19 protein-coding genes are annotated in these 23,424 nt (G+C 72.0%); 13 read left to right on the top strand and 6 right to left on the bottom strand.

Translation table 11 applies throughout. The annotated features are described in order from the left end of the window. Positions 1-167: 167 nt before the first annotated feature. Entirely contained in the window at positions 168-1,442 is a 1,275-nt protein-coding gene (eccE, locus tag L1885_RS06770; RefSeq protein WP_235796069.1) for a type VII secretion protein EccE, read from the bottom strand. A gap of 290 nt (positions 1,443-1,732) precedes the next feature. Here eccE and eccB point away from each other — a divergent pair, with 290 nt between their 5' ends. From eccB to L1885_RS06750, 4 genes are all read left to right on the top strand, one after another. After that, a complete protein-coding gene (gene eccB / locus L1885_RS06765) occupies positions 1,733-3,280 on the top strand; it encodes a type VII secretion protein EccB (protein WP_235796068.1) in 1,548 nt (515 codons plus the stop codon). An 11-nt stretch (positions 3,281-3,291) separates the two neighbouring features. Next, the gene (mycP, locus tag L1885_RS06760; RefSeq protein WP_235796067.1) at positions 3,292-4,566 is read left to right on the top strand and encodes a type VII secretion-associated serine protease mycosin; all 1,275 of its coding nucleotides are present in this window, start codon (positions 3,292-3,294) and stop codon (positions 4,564-4,566) included. Positions 4,567-4,723: 157 nt separating this feature from the next. Then, positions 4,724-5,062 carry a WXG100 family type VII secretion target gene (locus L1885_RS06755; protein WP_235796066.1) on the top strand — a complete coding sequence of 113 codons (339 nt, stop codon included), beginning with the start codon at positions 4,724-4,726 and terminating at the stop codon, positions 5,060-5,062. Between the two features lie 97 nt (positions 5,063-5,159). Further along, a complete protein-coding gene (locus L1885_RS06750; RefSeq protein ID WP_235796065.1) occupies positions 5,160-5,456 on the top strand; it encodes a WXG100 family type VII secretion target in 297 nt (98 codons plus the stop codon). Positions 5,457-5,606: 150 nt separating this feature from the next. On the opposite strand, the gene L1885_RS06745 is transcribed toward L1885_RS06750, so the two are convergent. The 3 genes from L1885_RS06745 to eccCa form a co-directional block, all read right to left on the bottom strand. Further along, positions 5,607-5,897 (bottom strand): DUF397 domain-containing protein, encoded by a 291-nt coding sequence (locus L1885_RS06745; protein ID WP_235796064.1) that lies wholly within the window; start codon positions 5,895-5,897, stop codon positions 5,607-5,609. A 170-nt stretch (positions 5,898-6,067) separates the two neighbouring features. Further along, positions 6,068-6,391, bottom strand: a complete 324-nt coding sequence (locus L1885_RS06740) for a YrhB domain-containing protein (protein ID WP_235796063.1) — start codon at positions 6,389-6,391, stop codon at positions 6,068-6,070. Between the two features lie 152 nt (positions 6,392-6,543). Continuing rightward, entirely contained in the window at positions 6,544-10,488 is a 3,945-nt protein-coding gene (gene eccCa, locus L1885_RS06735) for a type VII secretion protein EccCa (RefSeq protein ID WP_235796062.1), read from the bottom strand. Positions 10,489-10,722: 234 nt separating this feature from the next. Between eccCa and eccD the strand changes: the two genes are divergently transcribed. The 6 genes from eccD (at position 10,723) to L1885_RS06705 (ending at position 18,004) form a co-directional block, all read left to right on the top strand. Continuing rightward, positions 10,723-12,192, top strand: a complete 1,470-nt coding sequence (gene eccD / locus L1885_RS06730) for a type VII secretion integral membrane protein EccD (protein WP_235796061.1) — start codon at positions 10,723-10,725, stop codon at positions 12,190-12,192. Between the two features lie 262 nt (positions 12,193-12,454). Continuing rightward, positions 12,455-12,742, top strand: coding sequence for a 30S ribosomal protein S15 (gene rpsO, locus L1885_RS06725; RefSeq protein WP_235796060.1), 288 nt, complete (start codon positions 12,455-12,457; stop codon positions 12,740-12,742). A gap of 331 nt (positions 12,743-13,073) precedes the next feature. Continuing rightward, positions 13,074-15,305, top strand: a complete 2,232-nt coding sequence (locus L1885_RS06720; RefSeq protein WP_235796059.1) for a polyribonucleotide nucleotidyltransferase — start codon at positions 13,074-13,076, stop codon at positions 15,303-15,305. Beyond that, complete coding sequence (locus L1885_RS06715; protein WP_235796058.1) at positions 15,302-16,681, top strand: M16 family metallopeptidase; 1,380 nt, start codon at positions 15,302-15,304, stop codon at positions 16,679-16,681. The genes L1885_RS06720 and L1885_RS06715 overlap by 4 nt, the downstream gene beginning before the upstream one ends. Positions 16,682-16,777: 96 nt before the next feature. Continuing rightward, positions 16,778-17,530 (top strand): 4-hydroxy-tetrahydrodipicolinate reductase, encoded by a 753-nt coding sequence (dapB, locus tag L1885_RS06710; RefSeq protein WP_235796057.1) that lies wholly within the window; start codon positions 16,778-16,780, stop codon positions 17,528-17,530. A 21-nt stretch (positions 17,531-17,551) separates the two neighbouring features. Beyond that, entirely contained in the window at positions 17,552-18,004 is a 453-nt protein-coding gene (locus L1885_RS06705) for a tetratricopeptide repeat protein (RefSeq protein WP_235796056.1), read from the top strand. 40 nt (positions 18,005-18,044) lie between these two features. Here the strand turns inward: L1885_RS06705 and L1885_RS06700 are convergent, their stop codons facing one another. Both L1885_RS06700 and L1885_RS06695 read right to left on the bottom strand, forming a co-directional pair. Further along, positions 18,045-18,593, bottom strand: coding sequence for an SCO5741 family PH domain-containing membrane protein (locus tag L1885_RS06700; protein WP_235796055.1), 549 nt, complete (start codon positions 18,591-18,593; stop codon positions 18,045-18,047). A 209-nt stretch (positions 18,594-18,802) separates the two neighbouring features. Continuing rightward, positions 18,803-19,048 carry a hypothetical protein gene (locus tag L1885_RS06695; RefSeq protein ID WP_235796054.1) on the bottom strand — a complete coding sequence of 82 codons (246 nt, stop codon included), beginning with the start codon at positions 19,046-19,048 and terminating at the stop codon, positions 18,803-18,805. A gap of 196 nt (positions 19,049-19,244) precedes the next feature. Between L1885_RS06695 and thyX the strand changes: the two genes are divergently transcribed. From thyX to L1885_RS06680, 3 genes are all read left to right on the top strand, one after another. Continuing rightward, positions 19,245-19,982 (top strand): FAD-dependent thymidylate synthase, encoded by a 738-nt coding sequence (gene thyX, locus L1885_RS06690; RefSeq protein WP_235796053.1) that lies wholly within the window; start codon positions 19,245-19,247, stop codon positions 19,980-19,982. Positions 19,983-20,225: 243 nt separating this feature from the next. Then, positions 20,226-21,125: a 4-hydroxy-tetrahydrodipicolinate synthase gene (gene dapA / locus L1885_RS06685; RefSeq protein ID WP_235796052.1), complete on the top strand. Its 900-nt coding sequence runs from the start codon at positions 20,226-20,228 to the stop codon at positions 21,123-21,125. Positions 21,126-21,266: 141 nt separating this feature from the next. After that, complete coding sequence (locus L1885_RS06680) at positions 21,267-22,952, top strand: ribonuclease J (RefSeq protein WP_235796051.1); 1,686 nt, start codon at positions 21,267-21,269, stop codon at positions 22,950-22,952. Positions 22,953-23,424 lie beyond the last annotated feature (472 nt).

Raw genomic sequence — 23,424 nt, 5'->3', positions numbered from 1 at the left:
CTGCGCGGACGGCGCGTACCGGCCGGGCACCGCGGCCCCCCGTGCGGGGTCCTGGGGCACCGGCCGGCCGACCACGCTCTGCTGCTGCGGCAGCCCGGCGCCGGCCTGGCCCGGGCCCGTGCCGGGCTGATGCGCGCCCGGCTGCGCGGGAGGAGTGGGAGCGGACATCAGCGCGTGCCTCCCAGCGGAAGTGTGGCGAGCATGCCCGGCACCTGTTCCCGGTCGAGCCGTACGAGGGAGGTGCGCACACCGCGCGCGGTGCGCTCCAACTCGTGCCGCGAGGCGAGCAGTTCCTCGTCGCTGCGGCCCGTGATGCGCACGTGCCCCGTGACGGTGACGCCCTGCCGCTCACCTCGTCCCACGCACAGGCTGAACGTGGTCGCGAGCGCGGGCACCGAGGTCAGCAGCGCCACCAGATGCGGCATCGAGGCACCGCCCGCGCCCAGTTCGGGCCAGCGGCCCACCCAGTACGTGGTGTGCCTGCGGTCGTCGCAGCGCCAGGTGCGCGACGTCTCCTGCGTACGCCTGCCCTGCGAGCCGGACCGGCCGGCCTGCGCGATGGCCAGCGGGCTCGCACACGTCGAGATGGCGACGGCGGCCGTCAGCTCCTGCTCCGTCAGCACGGTGGCACGGAAGCCCGCGCCCGCCAGCCGGCTCGCCAGCTGGTCCGCCGCGCGCACCACGCACTTCTGCGCCCCCACGAGGCCGCCGCCGCGAGCGGCCACCGCCTCCGCGCACAGCTCCGGATCGAGCTTCAGCGCGATCCAGGTGATCCGCAGCGCGGGCGAGCCCGTCTGGGCCTGCAGCGGCGCGTAGTTGCGGGCCGCCATCGACTGCTGCGGCAGGTGCGGCGCAGGCGCCGGCTGCGTGTGCTGGACCACCTGCGCCGACTCCAGCCGGATGCCGTCGAAGTCCAGCACGTCCCGCAGCAGTGTGATCGGCAGCGGCCGCGTGCCGCGGCCGGCCCGCAGCGCGGTGCCGTCCGACTCGACCTGCACCACGGCCGTCAGGAAGGTGCCGTCGCCGATCATGCCGACGGGTCGCCGGTCCCGGTCGCTGAACGAGCAGGTGCGCAGCGCGGGATCGCACTCCACGGCGGGCGCGAGACCGGGCTCGGTACCCTCGGGGATCGTCAGCGACGCGGCCCTGCGGACCCGCGCGCGCAGCGCCAGCGCCGTGGTCAGCCACTCCGGCAGCGACCTGCGGTGGCGGCGCACCACGGCCAGCAGGACGAGCAGCGCGGCGACGATTCCCGCGGGCACCAGCATCAGTGTGCTGATCACCCAGCCCACCAGCACGACCGCCGCGGCCACTTCGAACAGCACGATCTGCTGCATCCGCAGCGGACCGAAGTGCCCGGGCCTCGCGGTGCGTCCGGCCGCCGCGGGGGCGGGGGACGGCGGCGCCGCCGTTGCAGGCGGCAACTGTGTTGCGGAAGCCATGATGGTCAAACCCCCGAATTGTCCCGATCGGCCTGCCGCGGCAGGGCCCTGACGGCCGGATCACCCTATCGGGCCCACCGCCGTCCCGGGCCAACAGGCATCGTAGGGGCGAAGAGGCGGCGGCCGCCCCGCGCGGAGCGCACTTCCCGCGCCACGTACGCCCCGTGGGCCCGGACCGCGCGCCTGGGTAGTATCGGGGCCCGGTCCGACACCAGGCGGGGCACGGGGGACACGCGCCGGCCGCCCCGCCGCCGGGGCCGTACCGTGACTTCTTTCACCGATGGGGACTCATGGCATCACGGCGGGACGAGCTCAACGCGTACACCTTCGCGAAGAAGCGCACGGTGGCGTCATTCCTGCAACCCTCCCCGACGGGCACGGAGGAGGGTGCGCCCCGGCCGATGCGCGCCGTGCTGCCGAGCCTCGTCGTGGGGGCCCTCGTCCTGGCCGGTTTCGGCGCGCTCGGCATGTTCAAGCCGAGCGCGCCCAAGGACTGGGACAAGGCCGGCGCGAACGTCATCGTCGGCAAGCAGTCCACGACCCGGTACGTGGTGCTCAGCACCGGCAAGGGCAAGAGCAGGCAGACGCTGCTGCACCCCGTGCTCAACCTCGCCTCGGCCCGGCTGCTGCTCGACCCGGACCAGTTCTCCGTCATCCAGGTCGACGACAAGATCCTCGACGGGGGCAAGCCCGCCCGCGGCGCCATCCTCGGCATCCCGTACGCCCCCGACCGGCTGCCCAGCGACACCGAGGCGGGCGCGCCCAAGCGGTGGGCCGTGTGCGAGCAGCCGGGCGGCGGCGAGGGCGGCAGTGTGCAGAAGGCCGCGTTCGTCTTCGCCCGGCGGGACTTCCACCGCACCGAGGGGACCGGCCGGCTGGCCGGCGGGCAGGTCCTCTACGTCAAGGGCCAGGACGGTGCCCGCTACCTGGTGAGCGCCGACGGCACCAAGTACCTCCTCAAGGGCCGGCAGGACGACAAGCTCACCCGGGCGCTGATCGGCGCGGACCGCGACCCGCAGCCCGTCACGGACGACTGGCTCGCCACCCTGCACACCGGCACCCCCCTCGACTTCCCCGCCGTCCCCGGCCAGGTCGGCTCGGACGCGGGCGTCGGCGGCGGCCTCACCCCGCAGCAGGACCGCGTCGGGATGGTGCTCAGCGCGCAGACCGGCGCAGGCCCGCAGCAGTACGTCGTGCTGCCCGGCCGGGTCGAGCCCGTCAGCGACTTCACGGCCTGGCTGCTCATCAACTCCCCCCAGAACCTCGCCCTCACGATGCACGGCGAGGCGGCCAGCGTCGACCTCGCCTCCATCAACCCCGACTCCGGGTTCTTCGCGGGCGACAACCACTGGCCCAAGGAGCGGGTCGGGCAGGTCAACACGACGGGCGCCGCCGGCACCCGGGACACCGTGTGCAGCGTCCTGCGGGCGACGGGCGCCTCCGGCAGCACCACCGTCTCCACGTGGGCCGGGCCCGAGTACCCGGCGCAGATCCCCGAGGGGGGCGGCACCAGCACGTACGTCACCCCGGGCAGCGGGCTGCTGTACGACGAGACGCAGGGCAGCCAGGCCAAGGCCGGCGGCTCCATGTTCCTCGTCACCGACACCGGCCTGCGCTACGCGGTGCAGAGCAACGGGGACAGCGACTCCAAGCGCTCCGACATCGGCGCGGGCGACGACCAGAAGACCGAGGACGGCCGGCCCCAGCCGAGCCAGGCGCAGATACGCCTCGGGTACGAGAAGGTGATCCCGGTCCCCGTCCCCATCGCCTGGTCCGCGTTCCTGTCCAAGGGGCCGCGCCTGGACACCAACAGCGCACGCCAGCCGCAGGGTTCGTGAGGGGACGCACGATGACGCACCGGGGGACCACCCGCCGGCACCGCGCGCCGCTGGCGCGGGCCGCGCTCCTTTCCGCGGCGGGGGCGCTGACCGCGCTCGCCGCCCTCGCGCCGGGCGCCGCCGCTGCCCCGAGGGCGGGCGGCGCCGCCCCGGCGGGGGCACTGGACGGCAGCGGCGAGTGCACCTTCCCCATGAAGAAGCAGCTCGCGGGCACGCCCTGGCCGCTGCAGCGCGTCCTCTTCGACGAGCTGTGGAAGGACACGAAGGGCAAGGGGGTGCGCGTCGCGGTCATCGACACCGGCGTCGACACCAAGAACCCGCAGCTGACCGGCGCCGTGGACGCCAAGTCCGGCAAGGACTACCTGGGCAAGACCCACGGCACGACGGACACCGTCGGCCACGGCACCAAGGTCGCCGGCATCATCGCGGCCCGGCCGCGCGCCGGAACGGGCTTCGTCGGCCTCGCACCCGAGGCCACGATCATCCCGATCCGGCAGAACGACGAGAAGAACAGCGGCAAGTCGGACAGCATGGCCGAGGCCGTCACCTACGCCGTGCAGCAGGGCGCCGACGTCATCAACATCTCCCAGGACACGGCCGAACCCCTCGGCCCGGACTCCACCCTCGCGAAGGCCGTCCGCGCGGCCCTCGACCACCAGGTCGTGGTGGTGGCCTCCGCGGGCAACGACGGCGCCGACGGGCGCAACCGCGCCACCTACCCGGCCGCCTTCCCCGGCGTCCTCGCGGTCGCCGCGTCCGACCGCGACAACGAGCGCGCCGCCTTCTCGCAGTCCGGCTCGTTCGTGGGAGTCGCCGCGCCCGGCGTCGACATCGTCTCCACCGTCCCCGGCGGCGGGCAGTGCCTCGACAACGGCACCAGCTTCTCCGCCCCCTATGTCTCGGGCGTCGCCGCCCTCCTGCGCGCCGAGCACCCGAAGTGGACGGCCCGGGAGATCGTCGCGCAGATCGAGCAGACCGCCGAGCGCAGCGTCAACGGCCATGACGACTTCGTCGGTTGGGGGGTCGTGGACGCCGTCGCCGCGGTCACCGACGACAACGCGCCCATCGAGGCGCCGAGCCCCGACCCCGGGCCGCCGAAGGCCGCCGCACCCCAGCCGGCGCGGCTGACCCTGTCGGAGACGCCGCAGGAGCGCAGCCGCCGGTACGCGACCTACACCCTCGGCGTCGGGGTCGTCCTGGTCGCCGTCGTGGGCGGCACCGCCGTCATCCTGCGCGACAGCCGCCGCAAGTCCGCGGGCCGCGCCGGCGGTGGCGGCGGCGCGTAACGGGACCGCCACAGGGGGGCCGCTTCCCGGTTGGAACACCACTACCGAATGACTACAGTTGCCGTGTGGCCGCGCGAGCGGCCCCGCAACGGGGGCGGCATCGAGCAACTTCCCGCCCGTAGCAGTACGGAAGTCCGACCAGGGAAAAGAGGGCAGGATGTCGCAGGATCTGAACGTCACCGCGGACGACCAGACCGATCTGGCCAACCGCATCCAGAACTTCCACGAGGAGCTCCAGCGCCGCATCACGTCGCTGAACAGCGTGGTGGACCGGATCCAGGGTGGTTGGAAGGGCGCCGCGAGCCAGGCGTACGACGCCGCGCAGAAGGACCTCAACACGCGCCTGCGCCGCATGCGGGTCGACCTCGTCGAGCTGGAGCAGATCATGCGCATGAGCGCTGACGGCTTCACCAACGAGGAGCAGGAGCGCATCAAGACGTTCCGTCAGATGGACGACACGGTCTCGGGACAGAGCGCCATCCTCGGCATGGCCTGAGCCGGCCCCGGCCCCTCGCGGCCGGTTCCGCAGCGATCCCGGCACACACCGTTCGGACCGTCACCCTGCCGTGCCGCACGGCATCGAGGAGCGAGACATGACCACAGCAGTCAATTACGACACCGTCACCACGGCGGCGAGCGACGTGCGCCGCACGTCCAGCGAGCTCACCCAGGAACTGACCGACCTCATGGCGCGCGTCAAGCGCGTCGCCGAGGCCTGGGACGGCCAGGCGAAGGAGGCCTACCAGGAGCGGCAGGCCGACCTGACCAACCAGATGGACGGCATGAACCAGGACCTGGCGCGCATCGCCTCGCTGCTGGACCAGGCCGTCGTCGGCTACCAGGACACGGACCGCGGCAACGCGGCCCGCTTCCGCATGTCGATGGGCTGAGCCGCCCGCCCGACGCGGTCCCGGCCGCGGGCCGGGACGCCGTCCGTACCGCCACGAAGGGGGTGCCACCGCGAGGTGGCACCCCCTTTCGTGTGCACCGGCACGCCCGCGGACCGCCGGCCCGGGCCCGCGCGGCAAGGGCCGCGGCGGCTACGCGCCGTCGGCCGTCGCCGGCGTCCCCTGCTGCGCCTCCTGCGGTTCGAGGTCGAACTCCCCGTCCCGCGCGCCGAGTACGAACGCGTCCCACTCGGCCTTCGTGTACCGCAGCACCGTGTCGTGGTCCTTCGACGAGCGCATCGCGACCGCACCCTCCGGCAGGTAGGCGATCTCGACGCGCTCCTCGTCGCTCTCCGTGCCGGGTGCGCCGAGCCACTCCACCCCCGAGAGGTCCAGGGCGTAGAGCTCGTCCTTGACGCGCTGCTTGTCGACTGCGTCGGTCATCGGCGTTCGTCCTCCCGGCGGTGCCATCACTACTGCTGTGCCCGCACCAGACTACGGCGCGGGCGAGCGGCCCCGCCGCGGAATCCGCGGGCCGGGCCGGGGGCCGGGTGCCCGGCGGCCGCCGTTCGACGGCCCCGCCGAGCGGCCGGGCCCGCCCGGCCGAACCCCTCTCAACCCTGGTCCACGCCCCGCTTGTAGCGCCCCAGGGGCCCCTCGGGCCACTCGCCGGCCGCGAGCTCCTCCAGGTAGACCTCGGGCCGAAGGTAGGTCGGCGGGAAGTGCACTCCGCTTCCGTCCTTCGGCACGACGAGGAGCCTGGTGAACGGGGCGCGCATGAGATCGCCCGTGTCCAGGTGCTCCTGGGAGTCGAAGACGACGAGCCACGCGATCGGGTGCTCGTACGAATCCTCCGGCTGGAGAACCGGCGTGTAGTCCGTCCCCAGTCTCGCGAGGAACTCCCTCGCCGACACGAAGGCCTCATCCTGAGTGACCATGTTCCCTCTTCCCGTCTTCCGATGTGAGGGCGGCGCGACCCGGCGGCGGCGCGGCCCATGGGCGGGACATCCGGTTCAGTGGGTCAGCGGCTCGGCCCGCCCCGCCGGCCGCGCGAGCGCGCGCCCCCGGGCCCGGCCCGGGGCCGCCTGGCTCACCGGTCCGGCAGCCACCCCGTCTGCACCAGCGGGGTGCCGCGCCTGCGCGAGACGAACGTGCCCCGGCCCGGCGGCATCCGGCGCGCCCGGACATGGCCGAGGATGTCGCCCTCGCCGGGATCGCCCGACAACACCACGCCCTGCGCGCCCAGTTCCTTCACGCGCTGCATGAACGGCTCGAAGCTGGAGCGCGAGGCGCCCGCCGCGTTGCGCGCCACGATGAAGCGCACACCGACGTCGCGCGCGAAGGGCAGGTTGTCGACGAGCCGCGCCATCGGGTTGCTCGAACCCGCCGCCACCAGCTCGTAGTCGTCGACGATCACGAACAGCTGCGGCCCCGACCACCAGCTGCGGTCGCGCAGCTGCTGCGGTGTGATGTCCGGCTTCGGCGCGCGCTTGCCCATCACCGTGGCGATGGCGTCCATGTGGATCTCCATCGCAGACGCCATCGGCGCGTACTCCAGCAGGTGCGACTCCGGCACGGCCTCCAGCAGCGAGCGCCGGTAGTCGCCCACCACGATCCGCGCCTGCTCGGGCGTGTACCGCTCGGCGATCTGCTTGGCGATGAGGCGCAGGAGCGCCGTCTTGCCCGACTCGCTCTCGCCGAAGACCACGAAGAACGGGTCGGTCTCGAAGTCGACGAACACCGGCTCCAGATTGGTCTCGTCGATGCCGATCGCGATGCCCTGCTGCGGGAACTCGAAGCCCTTCGGCAGCTGTTCGGCCGGCAGCCTGCGCGGCAGCAGCCGCACCGGCGGCGCCGAGGGGCCGGACCAGTGGCTCCGCACCGACGCGACGAACGCCTCCGTGCCCTCCGAGAGGTCACCCGCGCTGCTCACGCCGTCCATGCGCGGCAGCGCGCTCATGAAGTGCAGCTTCTCCGGGACCTGGCCGCGCCCGGGCACACCGGCCGGCACGTTCGCCGCGACCTTCCGGTCGAACTCCGAGTCCATCACGTCGCCGAGGCGCAGTTCGAGGCGGCCGAGCATCTGGTCCTTCAGCGCCGAGCGGACCTCCATGTACCGCGCCGCCGTGACCACGATGTGCACGCCGTAGCCGAGCCCGCGCGACGCGATGTCCGCGATCACCGGCTCCATCATGTCGTACTCGTTCTTGAAGCCGCCCCAGCCGTCGATGACCAGGAAGACGTCGCCCCAGCTCTCGCTCTGGAACTCGCCCGCCGCCCGCCGGCGCCGATAGGTGCCGATCGAGTCGATGCCCTGCGAACGGAACAGCTCCTCACGCCGGTTGAGCACTCCGAGGACCTCGGCCACCGTGCGGCGCACCCGCTCGGGGTCCAGCCGCGAGGCGACCCCGCCCACGTGCGGCAGGTCCCCGAGGGACGCCATGCCGCCGCCGCCGAAGTCGAGGCCGTAGAACTGGACCTCGGCCGGAGTGTGGGTGAGCGCGAACGACGCGATCAGCGTCCGCATCAGCGTCGACTTGCCGGACTGGGGGCCACCCACCACGAGCATGTGGCCCGCCGCGCCGGAGAAGTCCCGGTACAGCACCTCGCGCCGCTGCTCGAAGGGCTTGTCGATGAGGCCGAGCGGCACCGTGAGGCCGCCGGGGCGCGTGTAGTCGACGGCGGTGAGGCCGCGCTGCTCGGTCGGCGCGATGCCCGGCAGCAGGTAGTCCAGCGTCGGCGGCTGGTCCAGCGGGGGCAGCCACACCTGGTGGGCCGGCACGCCCTGCCCGTCGAGGCGCCGCACGATCACGTCGAGCACCGTGTCCGACAGCGCGTCGTCCTCCCGCTCGGGGCGCGCCTGCGTGCTCGGGCCCGCGTACACCACCGGCACGGGCAGCGCCGTGAACACCGTGGGCCGCCGGTCGAGCGGCAGCTGGCCCACGGGCACGTCCGGCCCGCCCGTGCGGTACGTCCCCGACACGTAGGCCGCCTTGAAGCGCGTCATGACGTCCGTGCCGAACTTCAGGTACCCCGAACCCGGCACCGCCGGCAGGTGGTAGGCGTCCGGCACACCGAGCGCGGTGCGCGACTCCGCCGCCGAGAAGGTCCGCAGGCCGATCCGGTACGAGAGGTACGTGTCCAGGCCGCGCAGCTTGCCCTCCTCCAGGCGCTGCGACGCGAGCAGCAGGTGCACGCCCAGCGAGCGGCCGATCCGGCCGATCTGGATGAACATGTCGATGAAGTCGGGCTTGGCCGTGAGGAGTTCGGAGAACTCGTCGATCACGAGGACCAGCGACGCGAGCGGTTCGAGCGGGGCGCCCGCGGCCCGCGCCTTCTCGTAGTCGTGGATGTTGGCGTAGTTGCCCGCGGAGCGCAGCAGCTCCTGCCGCCGCTGCAGCTCGCCGCGGATCGCGTCGCCCATGCGGTCCACCAGCGTCAGGTCGTCCGACAGGTTGGTGATGACCGCCGCCACGTGCGGCATCTGCGACATGCCCGCGAACGTCGCGCCGCCCTTGAAGTCCGCGAGGACGAAGTTCAGCGTCTCGGACGAGTGCGTCACCGCGAGACCGAGCACCAGGGTGCGCAGCAGCTCGGACTTGCCGGAACCCGTCGCACCCACGCACAGCCCGTGCGGGCCCATGCCCTCCTGCGCGGCCTCCTTGAGGTCCAGCATCACCGGCTGGCCGTCCTCGCCGACACCGATGGGCACGCGCAGCCGCTCCGCCGTCGAGCGGGGCCGCCAGGTGCGGGCCACGTCGACCGAGCCCGCGTCGCCCAGGTTCAGCAGGTCCGTGAAGTCCAGGTTCGCCAGCAGCGGTTCGTCCTCGTCGCCGCCGCCGGTGCGCATCGGAGCCAGCTGCCGCGCCAGCGCCTCGGCGGCCGGCAGCGAGATGAAGTCGGGCGTCCCCTCGTACGCGAGGCCGCCGCCCGACTCCAGCCGCAGCCGGCCCGGGTGCGCCACCACCGACAGGCCGCCGCGCAGTTCGTCCAGCTCGCCGTGCACGACCTCCACGATCGTCACGCCCTGCAGGCCCTCCGCCGCCGCGAACAGCGAGTCCGGCGGCACCATCCCGCCGTCCAGCACCACCACGACGTGCGGCTGGTCGAGCACCGGCTGGCTGTCCCGGCCGAAGCGGGGACGCCCGTCCAGCCGGGCCCGCAGCAACTGCTCGATCTCCCCGAGGTCGTCGCCGAACAGCCGCTTCGTGCCGGCGCCGTCGAGCTGCCCGGGCACCTGCGCGTGCGGCAGCCACTTCGCCCAGTCCCACCGGGGAACCGCCTGCGGCGCCGCGACCACCGCGACCATCAGGTCCTCCGGCGAGTGCAGCGTCACCAGCTGCGCGACCAGGGCACGCGCGAGACCCTGCGCCGACTCCGGCTCGCCCGACACCGTCACGTGGTAGAACGCCCGCATCGACACGGCCATCGGCAGCGACTCCAGCGAGCCGTGCACCGCGAGGAAACGCTGCATCGCCCCCGCCGTCAGTGGCTCCAGCTCGTCCACCGGCGCCGTGTCCGGCGCCACCAGCGGCGTCGACAGCTGCTGCGCACCGAGCCCGATCCTCGCCTGGCCGAAGTCACCGTCGCCCACGCGCCGTTCCCACAGCCGCGAGCCCTCCGCCACGACCGCCCACAGCTGTTCGGGGGAGGGGTGCAGGAACAGCTGCGCGTCGCGCTGCGAGCGGGCCGTCCGGCGTACCGTGCGCCGCGACTGGGCCAGGTACTTGAGGTAGTCCCGGCGCACGTCCGCCATTTGCCCCTGCGTACCGCGCCGGAAGCGGAACATCTGCGCGACCAGCATGCCGGCCGTCGACATCAGCATCAGCACGCCCATGATGCGCATGAACGGAGCGGCCTGCGGCGAGAAGAAGAACACCACCGAAGAACCCATGCCGAGCACCGGCAGGAGTTGCATCAGCATGCCCTCCTGCTGACCGCGCGGAAGCTCCGGCGGGGCCTCCAGGGTCACTGGCTCCGTGGGCACTTCGGGTGGAAGCGACCGCGGCGGTCGTTTGACGACGATCTGGCTCACCGGCGCATCAAATCCTCAATACGGGCGGAAGGTTCCGTACCGGCGCCCCCGTGGCGGCGGCTTGCGTGCAGCAGCGCGATCCTACTGGGAGCCGCCCGGGATGCAGCCCGGTAGGGTGGCGCGCGCACCGTGCGCAACCGCGAACCCGGCGAGCGACCCGCGACAGGTGGACGACCCCCGGGCCCGGCGCGGCGACCGGCACGGAAACGGGCGGATTCAGGGGGTCTGAAACACGTGAGTACGAGCGCGGCGACGGGGTTCTGTCGCGTGACGGTGGTCGCACCGGACAGCAGGATCGACGTGGCGCTCCCCGAGGACATCGCGGTCGCCGACATCTATCCCGAGATCCTCCGCCTCACCGGCCAGACCCAGCCCGTGGGCGCCCCGACCGGCTACCACCTCCTGCGGCGCGACGGCACCGTCCTCGACGGCGCCCGCACCCTCGCGGGCCAGCAGGTCCTCGACGGCGAGGTGCTCGCCCTGCGGCCGTTCGCCGAGTCGCTGCCGCCGGCGGTGTTCGACGACGTGTCCGACGCCGTCGCCGCTGCGGTGCGCCGCGACCGGCACCTGTGGAGCGACGACCTGATGCGCGGCGCCGGCCTCGTCGGCGGCGGCCTGCTGCTCGTGCTCCTCGGCTTCGTCCTGTGGTTCGCCGACCCCGTCCGCCACGACATGCACAGCCTGCCCGGCATCATCGCCGGCGGCGCCGGCGTCCTGCTGACCGCGCTGTCCGGGGTGCGCGCCCGGGTCTACGCCGACCGCGCCGCGGCGGTCGCCCTCGGCCTCGGCGCGCTCCCGCTGCTGCTCATCGGCGGCTCCGGCATCATCGGACCCGACGCGAGCCAGGGACCGGGCCGCCTGCAGTTCCTGCTGGGCTGCGTCACGGTGCTGGTCGCCTCCGTCACGCTCGTCGCGCTCACCCCGAGCGGCGACGCCCCGTTCGTCGCCGCCACCTTCCTCGCCGCCGTCGGCACACTCGCCACCTTCGGCGCCATCCTCACCGAGGCATCCCCCCGCGAGACAGCGTCGGTGTGCGCGCCCGTCGCCGTCGGCCTCGTCGCGTTCCTGCCCGGCCTGTCCGCGCGCTTCGCTCGGCTGCCCATCGGCTACGCCGCGCCCAGGGGAGCGGCCGGCGGCTTCGACGCCGTCGAGGCCGACCCGGCGGCCTCCGCCGAACCCGTGGACACCGAGCGCATCGCCGCGCAGGCCCGCCGCGGCCACGAGATGCTCCTCGGCCTCGTCGGCGGCTGCTCCGCCGTCGTCGTCGGCGCCGCCGCCGTCCTCGGGTTCTCCGACAGCCTCTACGGCCAGCTCCTCGCGCTGACCTCCGGCCTCGCGATGCTGCTGCGCGCCCGGCTCTTCCGCTACACCTCCCAGGTGTGCAGCGCCCTCGTCGCGGGCATCGCCGCCGTCGGCCTGCTCGTGCTCGGCCTCAGCCTGAACCCGCCGTCCGGGCCGCTCGGCGAGCTCCTGCGCAACGGCGACCACGGCCCGCTCGACCTGCGGACCGTCTGGCTGGCCGCGAGCGTCGCCGCCGGCGCGGCCCTGCTGACCGCCGTCGGGCTGATCATCCCGCGCAAGGGCCTCTCCCCGTTCTGGGGCCGGCTCCTCGACCTCGCCGAGGGCGCGGTCCTGCTGTCCCTCGTCCCGCTGTGCCTGGCGGTCCTCGACGTCTTCGCGAAGGCCCGCGCGCTCACCAGCTGAGAGGCCGGCGCCGGCGGGGACCCCGGTCGGAGCCGTCCGGACCGGCTGGTACTGTGATGACACCCGTCCGTCCACCCACCGCCACGGTGCGGCACGGCCGCGGACCCGCCGCAGCGCCCTCGGGCGCCGCCGCGGGCGTCCCGGCCCGTACCGCGCACCGCGCCGGGAACGGGGACGAGCGGAGAGACCACCGAGTCACGGAAGCCTCCCGGAGAACACGACCCGGGACACTCGGCGGCCACCAAGACCACGAGGAGTACGCGTGTCGCTCGACATCGCCACCAAGAAGCAGATCATGGACGAGTTCGGCACCAAGGAGGGTGACACCGGCTCCCCCGAGGTGCAGGTCGCGCTCCTGTCCCGCCGCATCTCGGACCTGACCGAGCACCTCAAGACCCACAAGCACGACCACCACTCCCGCCGTGGTCTGCTGATCCTGGTCGGCCAGCGCCGCCGCCTGCTGCAGTACCTCGCCAAGAAGGACATCCAGCGTTTCCGTACGCTGGTCGACCGTCTCGGCATCCGCCGCGGCGCCGCGGGCGCCAAGTAGCACCGTGCGAAGGGAGCGGTTCCCGCCCGGGAACCGCTCCCTTCGCCGTATGCACGGCCCGGCCGGAATGCCATCCGGGCCGCGGGCTCAGTACTCTGGCTGACGAGTACGACGCACGAGCAGCAAAGAAGAGCACAGAAGACGCAAGCGCGGAGAAGCGCCCTACGCCGCCGCCGGTCCTCGGTAGTGGCATCCGGAAGACGCACCCGTACCGCCCCGGCGGTACGCGCGCACCGGATGCTTCGATCGAAGACCGGCAAGCACCAGGGGGCGCCTCTCCGAAGCGTCCCCCGCCACACGGGCGGGAGACGAAGACGAGGAGAACACGCTGGTGGAGAACGAGACCCACTACGCCGAGGCCGTCATCGACAACGGCGCCTTCGGCACCCGCACCATCCGCTTCGAGACGGGCCGCCTGGCCAAGCAGGCCGCCGGCTCCGCCGTGGCGTACCTGGACGACGACACCATGGTGCTGTCGGCCACCACCGCTTCGAAGAACCCCAAGGACCAGCTCGACTTCTTCCCCCTCACGGTGGACGTCGAGGAGCGCATGTACGCGGCCGGCAAGATCCCCGGCTCCTTCTTCCGCAGGGAGGGCCGTCCCTCCGAGGACGCGATCCTCACCTGCCGCCTGATCGACCGGCCGCTGCGCCCGTCGTTCAGGAAGGGCCTGCGCAACGAGATCCAGATCGTCGAGACGATCATGGCGCTCAACCCCGACCACCTCTACGACGTGGTCGCGATCAACGCCGCCTCCTGCTCCACGCAGCTGGCCGGCCTGCCCTTCTCCGGCCCGATCGGCGGCACCCGCGTCGCCCTGATCAACGGCCAGTGGGTCGCCTTCCCCACGCACACCGAGCTCGAGGACGCCGTTTTCGACATGGTCGTCGCGGGCCGCGTCCTGGACGACGGCGACGTCGCGATCATGATGGTCGAGGCCGAGGCCACCGACAAGACCATCCAGCTCGTGAAGAACGGCGCCGAGGCCCCCACCGAGGAGGTCGTCGCCGCCGGTCTCGAGGCCGCGAAGCCCTTCATCAAGGTCCTGTGCCGCGCCCAGGCCGACCTCGCCGCCAAGGCCGCCAAGCCGACGGGCGAGTTCCCGATCTTCCTCGACTACCAGGACGACGTCCTGGAGGCGCTCACCGCCGCCGTCAAACACGAGCTGTCCCAGGCGCTCACCATCGCCGGCAAGCAGGACCGCGAGGCCGAGCTGGACCGCGTCAAGGGCCTCGCCGCCGAGAAGCTGCTCCCGCAGTTCGAGGGCCGCGAGAAGGAGATCTCCGCCGCGTACCGCTCCCTGACGAAGACGCTGGTCCGCCAGCGCGTCATCAAGGACAAGGTCCGCATCGACGGCCGCGGTGTCACGGACATCCGCACCCTGGCCGCCGAGGTCGAGGCCATCCCGCGCGTCCACGGCTCCGCCCTGTTCGAGCGCGGCGAGACCCAGATCCTGGGTGTCACCACGCTGAACATGCTGCGCATGGAGCAGCAGCTCGACACCCTCTCCCCGGTGACGCGCAAGCGCTACATGCACAACTACAACTTCCCGCCGTACTCCACCGGCGAGACCGGCCGCGTCGGCTCCCCGAAGCGCCGCGAGATCGGCCACGGCGCCCTCGCCGAGCGCGCCCTCGTCCCGGTCCTGCCGACGCGCGAGGAGTTCCCCTACGCGATCCGCCAGGTCTCCGAGGCGCTCGGCTCCAACGGCTCCACGTCGATGGGCTCCGTCTGCGCCTCCACCATGTCCCTGCTGAACGCCGGTGTGCCGCTCAAGGCCCCCGTCGCCGGCATCGCCATGGGCCTGATCTCCCAGGAGATCGACGGCGAGACGCACTACGTCACCCTCACCGACATCCTCGGTGCCGAGGACGCCTTCGGCGACATGGACTTCAAGGTCGCCGGCACCAAGACGTTCGTGACCGCGCTGCAGCTCGACACCAAGCTCGACGGCATCCCCGCCTCCGTGCTCGGCGCCGCCCTGAAGCAGGCCCGCGACGCCCGCCTGCACATCCTCGACGTGATGAACGAGGCCATCGACGTCCCCGACGAGATGTCCCCGAACGCGCCGCGGATCATCACCGTCAAGATCCCGGTGGACAAGATCGGCGAGGTCATCGGCCCCAAGGGCAAGATGATCAACCAGATCCAGGAGGACACCGGCGCCGACATCACGATCGAGGACGACGGCACCATCTACATCGGTGCCGCCGACGGCCCCTCCGCGGAGGCCGCCCGCACCACGATCAACGGCATCGCCAACCCGACCATGCCGGAGGTCGGCGAGCGCTACCTGGGCACGGTCGTCAAGACGACCACGTTCGGCGCGTTCGTCTCCCTCATGCCCGGCAAGGACGGACTGCTGCACATCTCGCAGATCCGCAAGCTCGCCGGCGGCAAGCGCGTGGAGAACGTCGAGGACGTGCTCGGCGTGGGCCAGAAGGTCCAGGTCGAGATCGCCGAGATCGACCAGCGCGGCAAGCTGTCCCTCATCCCCGTCATGGAGGGCGAGGACGACAGCAAGTCCGGCGAGAGCGACGCGAAGGACGCAGACGCCAAGTGACGTCCCCCGGCTTCAAGGCGACGGCCCGCACCTCCACCGAGGCGCGGGCCGTCGCCCGTACCCGAACCCTCGTCAAGGGCACCGACGGCGCCGGAACCGTCCGCCGCACCACCCTGCCCGGCGGCCTGCGCGTCGTCACCGAGACCCTGCCCACGGTCCGCTCCGCGACCTTCGGCATCTGGGTCCAGGCCGGCTCCCGCGACGAGACACCGGCGCTCGGCGGCGCCACCCACTACCTCGAACACCTCCTCTTCAAGGGCACGAAGCAGCGCAGCGCCCTCGACATCTCCTCCGCGATCGACGCGGTCGGCGGCGAGATGAACGCCTTCACGGCGAAGGAGTACACCTGCTACTACGCGCGGGTCCTCGACTCCGACCTGCCGCTCGCCGTCGACATCGTCTGCGACATGCTGACCGGCTCCCTCATCGAGGCCGCGGACGTCGACGCGGAGCGCGGGGTCATCCTCGAAGAGATCGCGATGACCGACGACGACCCCGGCGACATCGTGCACGACCTGTTCGCGCACACGATGTTCGGCGACACGCCCCTCGGCCGCCCCGTCCTCGGCACCGTCGAGACCGTCGAGGCCCTGGACCGCGACCGGATCGCGCGCTACTACAAGAAGCACTACGACCCCCGGCACCTCATCGTGGCCGCCGCGGGCAACGTCGACCACGCCGCCCTCGTACGGCAGGTCCGCGGGGCCTTCGAGAAGGCCGGCGCCCTCGGCAGCGCCGACGCCGCCCCCGTGGCGCCGCGCGGCGGGGTGCGCGCCCTGCGCAGCGCGGGGAGGGTCGAGGTCCTCGACCGCGCCACCGAGCAGGCGCACGTCGTCCTCGGCATGCCCGGCCTCGCCCGCACCGACGAGCGCCGCTGGGCCCTCGGCGTACTCAACACCGCACTCGGCGGCGGCATGAGCTCCCGCCTCTTCCAGGAAGTCCGCGAGAAGCGCGGCCTCGCCTACAGCGTCTACTCGTACACGTCCGGATTCGCGGACTGCGGCCTGTTCGGCGTCTACGCCGGCTGCCGCCCCGGCCAGGTCGGCGACGTGCTGAAGATCTGCCGGGACGAGCTGGACCGCGCCGCCACCGAGGGGCTCGACGACGACGAGCTCGCCCGTGCCGTCGGCCAGCTCTCCGGGGCCACCGTCCTCGGCCTGGAGGACACCGGCGCCCTCATGAACCGCGTCGGCAAGAGCGAGCTGTGCTGGGGCGACCACCTCTCCACGGACGACCTCCTCGCGAGGATCGCCGCGGTCACCCCGGACGACGTCCGCGAGGTTGCCCGCGATCTACTGGGACAGCGCCCCTCGCTCGCGGTCATCGGACCGCTCGGCGACAAGGACGCGGCCCGCCTCGACGAAGCCGTCTCGTAGGTTCCCCCCTCCGGGCCCGGGCGGCCCGGCCCGGCGCCGGGCCGCCCACCCCGAACGAAGCCGCACCACCCCGATCCGAGAAGGAAGAACCGAGCGATGAGCAAGCTGCGCGTGGCCGTACTCGGCGCCAAGGGCCGCATCGGCTCCGAGGCGGTACGGGCCGTCGAGGCCGCCGACGACATGGAACTGGTCGCCGCCGTCGGCCGGGGCGACACGCTGGAGGCCCTCGTCGACACCGGCGCGCAGGTCGCCGTCGAGCTCACCACGCCCGCCTCCGTCATGGGCAACCTCGACTTCTGCGTGCGCCACGGCATCCACGCCGTCGTCGGCACGACCGGCTGGACCGAGGAGCGCCTGGCCGAACTCGGCACCTCGCTCGCCGCCTCGCCCGGCACGGGCGTGCTCATCGCGCCCAACTTCTCCATCGGCGCCGTGCTCACGATGAAGTTCTCCGAGCTCGCCGCCCGGATGTTCGAGTCCGTCGAGATCGTCGAGCTGCACCACCCGAACAAGGCCGACGCCCCCTCCGGCACGGCCACCAGGACCGCCCAGCTCGTCGCCGGGGCCCGCGCGGCCGCCGGGCTCGGCGAGCAGCCGGACGCCACGAGGACCGCCCTGGAGGGCGCCCGCGGGGCCGACGTCGACGGCGTGCGCGTGCACTCCGTACGGCTGCGCGGCCTGCTCGCGCACCAGGAGGTCATCCTCGGCGGCGAGGGCGAGACCCTCACCATCCGCCACGACTCGCTGCACCACAGCAGCTTCATGCCGGGCATCCTGCTCGGCGTGCGCCGTGTCGTCACGGCCCCGGGGCTGACCGTTGGCCTGGAACACTTCCTCGACCTCGCCTGAGCGGACCGGACCCACCCAGCCATGAGCGCAAAGATCACCTACGCCGTCGGTGCCGTCGTCCTCGTCTTCTACTTCGTCCTCGCCGGAACCCGGGGCGTCTGGCTCATCCAGGCCGGCACCGCCGTCACCGTCCCCTTCGGCGTCGCGGTCCTGATCCTGCCGCTCATCGGGGCCTGGTTCCTGTGGCAGAACACCCGCTTCGTCACCCGCGCCAACCGCCTGGCCGCCGAGCTCGACGCCGAGGGCGGCCTGCCCGTCGACGAACTCGTGCGCACGCCCGACGGCCGCATCGACCGCGCGTCCGCGGACGCCGTCTTCGAACGGCGGCGCATCGAGACCGAGGACGCCCCCGGCGACTGGCGCTGCTGGTTCCGGCTCGCCGTCGCCTACCGGGACGCCCGGGACACGCCGAGGGCCCGCAAGGCGATGCAGCGTGCCATAGCGCTCCGGGACGGCAAGCCCGTCCGCGCCTGACACACCGATCCCTCACGGGCCCCGGCGGCCGAACGATCCCTCAGCGGATGCGCGCGTACTCCGCACCCCACGCCTCGACGGTGTCCGCGGCGCGGTCGAACGCGTCACCGCTCGACAGGAAGTCCGCGCTGTGGGTCGTCATCAGGTGCAGTCGCTCGCCCCGGTGCCGTTCGAGCACCAGGGCCTGGCCCTGCACCGTACGGGGCAGGCCCAGCCAGCGCACCGGCTGCTGCACCGTACGCACGGCGGACGCCTGCTGCCAGGCCACCGTGGACGTACGCAGCAGGGCCACGCGGCGCACCCCGTGCCTGCTCACCCACGTCCCCATCCGCAGCATGCGCAGTGCCACCGCTATGACCACCGCGGAGACGACGGCGCACACCACGGCCCCGGAGCCGCCCGCGGCGAGCGCGGTGACCACCGTGGCGAACAGGATGAACGAGGAAAGCAGCAGGAGAACCGCTGCGACACCCACCCGCCAGGGACCCGGCCGGTAGGGGCGACGCCATTGATCGTGGTCGTCGTACGGCAACGCGGAGTCGTCCGCCGCGTCGAACGGACGATCGGCCGTCAGGAAGGACAAGGGCACGACTGATCCTCACTCACAAGCACGCTCGATTGCTGTGCCCGGTGAGGCTACCGATGCCGCGCACGAACGGGCCACCCGAGGGGTCCGTACGGATGCGGGAGGCGCCCGCCGGTCCGTTCACGGCGGGCACCGGACGCGCCGGGGGGCGCGTGCGACGCCGGGACGCCCGGCGCGCCCGCGAGGGGGCGCCCAGGAGCGTCCGGGGGCCCTCAGCGGTGCTGCGAGGCCTCCGACTGCTGCACGTGGTGCAGCGTCGGGTTCGATTCCAGCGCGGGCATGCCGAACAGCAGCGAGCCCGCGAACGCCCCCGCGATCACGAGACCGATCAGCGCGCGGCCCATGAGCTCGCCCCGCCCCGCGCGCTGCTTCGGCGGCGGCTCCACATTGCTGTCGAAGCGGTCGGCCTCGGCCTCCGCGAGGAAGCTGAAAGGTACGCCTTCGCGCCGGCGGAACATGGGGTGGACTCCTCCCGTTTGCTGCGCTGCCATCCGTCAGCAGCCCTGCTGCTCAGGTAGACGCGGAACAAACCGATCAGGTGCCCGAATTCCCCGGAAGATTCCGGGAGGCCGGCCGGACGGCCTGCCGTGCCGGGACGCTCCCCGGCACCTCTACAGTGGGCCCCGCACGCGTACAGAACGGAAGGACCCGCAGGTGAGCACCGACAAGGCCGGGCCGGAGCCAAGTTTCCGCAGCGACGTGACCGTCGAGTTGGTGAAGCACAGCGCGTCCGACTCCGACGTCCTGTGGGCCGCCCGGGTCTCGACCGCGGGCGAGCAGTCCCTGGAGGAGCTGACCAAGGACCCGGAACGCTCCAGGGGACTGATCAACTACCTGATGCGGGACCGCCACGGCAGCCCCTTCGAGCACAACTCGATGACCTTCTTCGTCAGCGCCCCGATCTTCGTGTTCCGGGAGTTCATGCGCCACAGGGTCGGCTGGTCGTACAACGAGGAGTCCGGGAGGTACCGCGAGCTGCTGCCCGTCTTCTACGTCCCGGGCGAGGACCGCAGGCTCGTCCAGCAGGGCCGGCCCGGCAAGTACGAGTTCGTGCACGGCACGGCCGAGCAGCACGCGACGGTCACCGCGGCCATGGAGGACTCCTACCGGCGCTCGTACGCCGCGTACCAGGAGATGCTGGCCGCCGGCATCGCGCGGGAGGTCGCGCGGGCGACCCTGCCCGTCGGCCTGTTCTCGTCGATGTACGCGACCTGCAACGCGCGCTCGCTGATGCACTTCCTCGGCCTGCGCACGCAGCACGAGGACGCCAAGGTCCCCTCGTTCCCCCAGCGGGAGATCGAGATGGTCGGCGAGCAGATGGAGGAGCACTGGCGAACGCTCATGCCGTTGACGCACGCGGCCTTCGGCGCCAACGGTCGCGTAGCACCCTGACCTGCGGCGACACCCCCGCGCGCGGCGTGGAGCGCGGGCCGGCCGCGGGGTCCGGAAGGCCTCTCGGGCACAGATGTACGGCCCACCGGCCCAGGTGTCCGTATTGCGGCATTTCGAGAAGTTCATCTAGGCTGATCAAACGGACCCGGCACTGCTTGAACCCCCGAGCAGGCAGTGCCGGGCTCCTCTTGTCCGGTGCCCCGAAGCCACACCGCGGGCTGAGCAGCGAGTAGCGTGTTACCCATGGCTCCGACCTCTACTCCGCAGACCCCCTTCGGCAGGGTCCTCACCGCCATGGTCACGCCCTTCACGGCGGACGGCTCGCTCGACGCCGACGGTGCCCAGCGGCTCGCCACCCACCTGGTGGACGCAGGCAACGACGGCCTGGTACTCAGCGGCACCACCGGTGAGTCCCCGACCACCACGGACGCGGAGAAAGAGCACCTGCTGCGGGCCGTCGTGGAGGCGGTCGGAGACCGGGCCCACGTCATCGCGGGCGTCGGCACCAACGACACCCGGCACAGCATGGAGCTGGCGAGGACCGCCGAGCGCGCCGGCGCGCACGGGCTGCTCGCGGTCACGCCGTACTACAGCAAGCCGCCGCAGGAGGGCATCCTCCAGCACTTCACGGCGATCGCCGACGCGACCGGGCTCCCGGTCATGCTGTACGACATCCCCGGCCGCAGCGGCGTCCCCATCGACACCGAGACGATGATCCGTCTCGGCAGGCACCCCCGGATCGTCGCCAACAAGGACGCCAAGGGCGACCTGGGGCGCGCGAGCCTGGCCATCGCGGAGTCCGGCCTCGCCTGGTACTCCGGCGACGACATGCTGAACCTGCCGCTGCTGGCGGTGGGCGCGGTCGGCTTCGTCTCCGTCGTGGGGCACGTGGCCACCCCGGAGCTGCGCGAGCTCGTCGAGGCCTTCAGCCACGGCGACGTGCAGAAGGCGGCCGAGATCCACCAGAAGCTGCTGCCGGTCTTCATCGGCATGTTCCGCACCCAGGGCGTCATCACCACGAAGGCCGCGCTGACCCTGCGGAACCTTCCGGGCGGCCCGCTGCGTCTCCCGCTCGTCGGGCTCACCGACCAGGAGACCGCTCAGCTCAAGGTCGACCTCGCCGCCGGCGGGGTACAGCTCTGACAACAGACTTCACAACTGAATAGCCGGAACGAGACGAGAAGGACCGGGAAGCGCTCCCGGAAACAGACAACTGCAAGTGCACGAATGTCATGCGCGCCACGTGCCCCAGCGGTACGTGGCGCGTGTGGTGAGGAGAGTCTTTTGAGTCATCCGCATCCCGAACTCGGCGCCCCTCCGAAGCTGCCGAAGGGCGGCCTGCGCGTCACCCCGCTGGGTGGCCTCGGCGAGATCGGCCGCAACATGACGGTCTTCGAGTACGGCGGACGCCTGCTCATCGTCGACTGCGGCGTCCTCTTCCCCGAGGAGGAGCAGCCGGGCATCGACCTGATCCTGCCCGACTTCACGATCCTGAAGGACCGGCTGAACGACATCGAGGGTGTCGTCCTCACGCACGGTCACGAGGACCACATCGGCGGCGTGCCGTACCTGCTCCGGCTGAAGCCGGACATCCCGCTCATCGGCTCCAAGCTGACGCTGGCCCTCATCGAGGCGAAGCTCCAGGAGCACCGCATCCGCCCGTACACCCTGGAGGTGGCGGAGGGGCACCGCGAGCGCATCGGCCCGTTCGACTGCCAGTTCGTCGCCGTGAACCACTCCATCCCGGACGCGCTGGCGGTCGCCATCCGCACGCCCGCCGGCATGGCCGTGCACACCGGCGACTTCAAGATGGACCAGCTGCCGCTGGACCGCAGGCTCACGGACCTGCCCACCTTCGCCAAGCTCGGCGAGGAGGGCATCGACCTGCTGCTGGTGGACTCCACCAACGCCGAGGTCCCGGGCTTCGTACCGCCGGAGCGGGACATCTCCGGTGTGCTGCGCCAGGTCTTCGCGAACGCGAGCAAGCGGATCATCGTGGCGAGCTTCGCGAGCCACGTGCACCGGATCCAGCAGATCCTGGACGCGGCGCACGAGTACGGCCGCAGAGTGGCCTTCGTCGGCCGCTCGATGGTGCGCAACATGGGCATCGCCCGCGAGCTCGGCTACCTGCGGGTTCCGCCGGGGCTCGTGGTGGACGTCAAGACGCTCGACGACCTGCCGGACGACGAGATCGTGCTCGTGTGCACGGGGTCCCAGGGCGAGCCCATGGCCGCCCTGTCCCGCATGGCCAACCGCGACCACCAGATCCGGATCGTCCAGGGCGACACGGTGATCCTCGCGTCGTCCCTGATCCCGGGCAACGAGAACGCGGTGTACCGCGTGATCAACGGCCTGACGCGCTGGGGCGCCGACGTGGTCCACAAGGGCAACGCGAAAGTGCACGTCTCGGGCCACGCGTCCGCGGGCGAACTGCTGTACTTCTACAACATCTGCAAGCCGAAGAACCTCATGCCGGTGCACGGCGAATGGCGCCACTTGCGCGCCAACGCCGAACTCGGCGCGCTCACCGGGGTCCCGAAGGACCACATCGTGATCGCGGAGGACGGCGTGGTCGTCGACCTGGTCGACGGCAAGGCGAGGATCACCGGCAAGGTCCAGGCCGGCTACGTCTACGTGGACGGCCTGTCGGTCGGTGACGTCGACGAGTCGTCGCTCAAGGACCGGCGCATCCTCGGCGACGAGGGCATCGTGTCGGTCTTCGTGGTGGTTGACTCCACGACCGGCAAGGTCGTGGGCGGCCCGCACTTCCAGGCCCGGGGCTCCGGCATCGACGACGCCGCGTTCGCGGCCGTCCTGCCGAAGGTGGACGAGGCCATCGCGAGATCGGCCCAGGACGGCGTCTCCGACCCGCACCAGATCCAGCAGCTGGTCCGCCGCACGGTGGGCAAGTGGGTCTCGGACACGTACCGCCGGCGTCCGATGATCCTGCCGGTGGTGGTGGAGGTCTGACGGTCCGTCGGCGCACTGCCGACGGCTCCGTGGAGCGGGGGGTCCCGATTTGCATCGGGGCCCCCCGCTCCAGTACGTTTACATCTCCACCGGAACGCAGCAGCGGGCACGTATGTGCCTGCGGATGCCGCGGGAGAGTGGAAAACGGCCCTCAGAACTTCTGATAAAGTCGGGGTCAGCCGAAAGGCAAGAAATACCGAAGGGAAAGCCCGGAGGAACCCCGGAAGGGAATCCGAAGGAAGCGTCCGTTCCTTGAGAACTCAACAGCGTGCTAAAAGTCAACGCCAGATATGTTGATACCCCGTCCATTAAAGCCGGACGATCTGGCCTCCTTGTGGGGTCGGGTGGTTTCGGTGGACGAGGTTCCTTTGTAGTAACACAACACAGCGAGGACGCTGTGGACCGCGGGGATTATTCCTTCCCGTGGTCCCGCTCTCGTGGTGTGACCCCGATGACGGGGAAAGCATTCACG

This window comes from Streptomyces fuscigenes, from assembly GCF_021556455.1.
Classification (GTDB): Bacteria; Actinomycetota; Actinomycetes; order Streptomycetales; family Streptomycetaceae; genus Streptomyces; species Streptomyces fuscigenes.
Note: the sequence above shows the minus strand (reverse complement) of the source record. Positions and strands in the feature narration are given on the sequence as shown.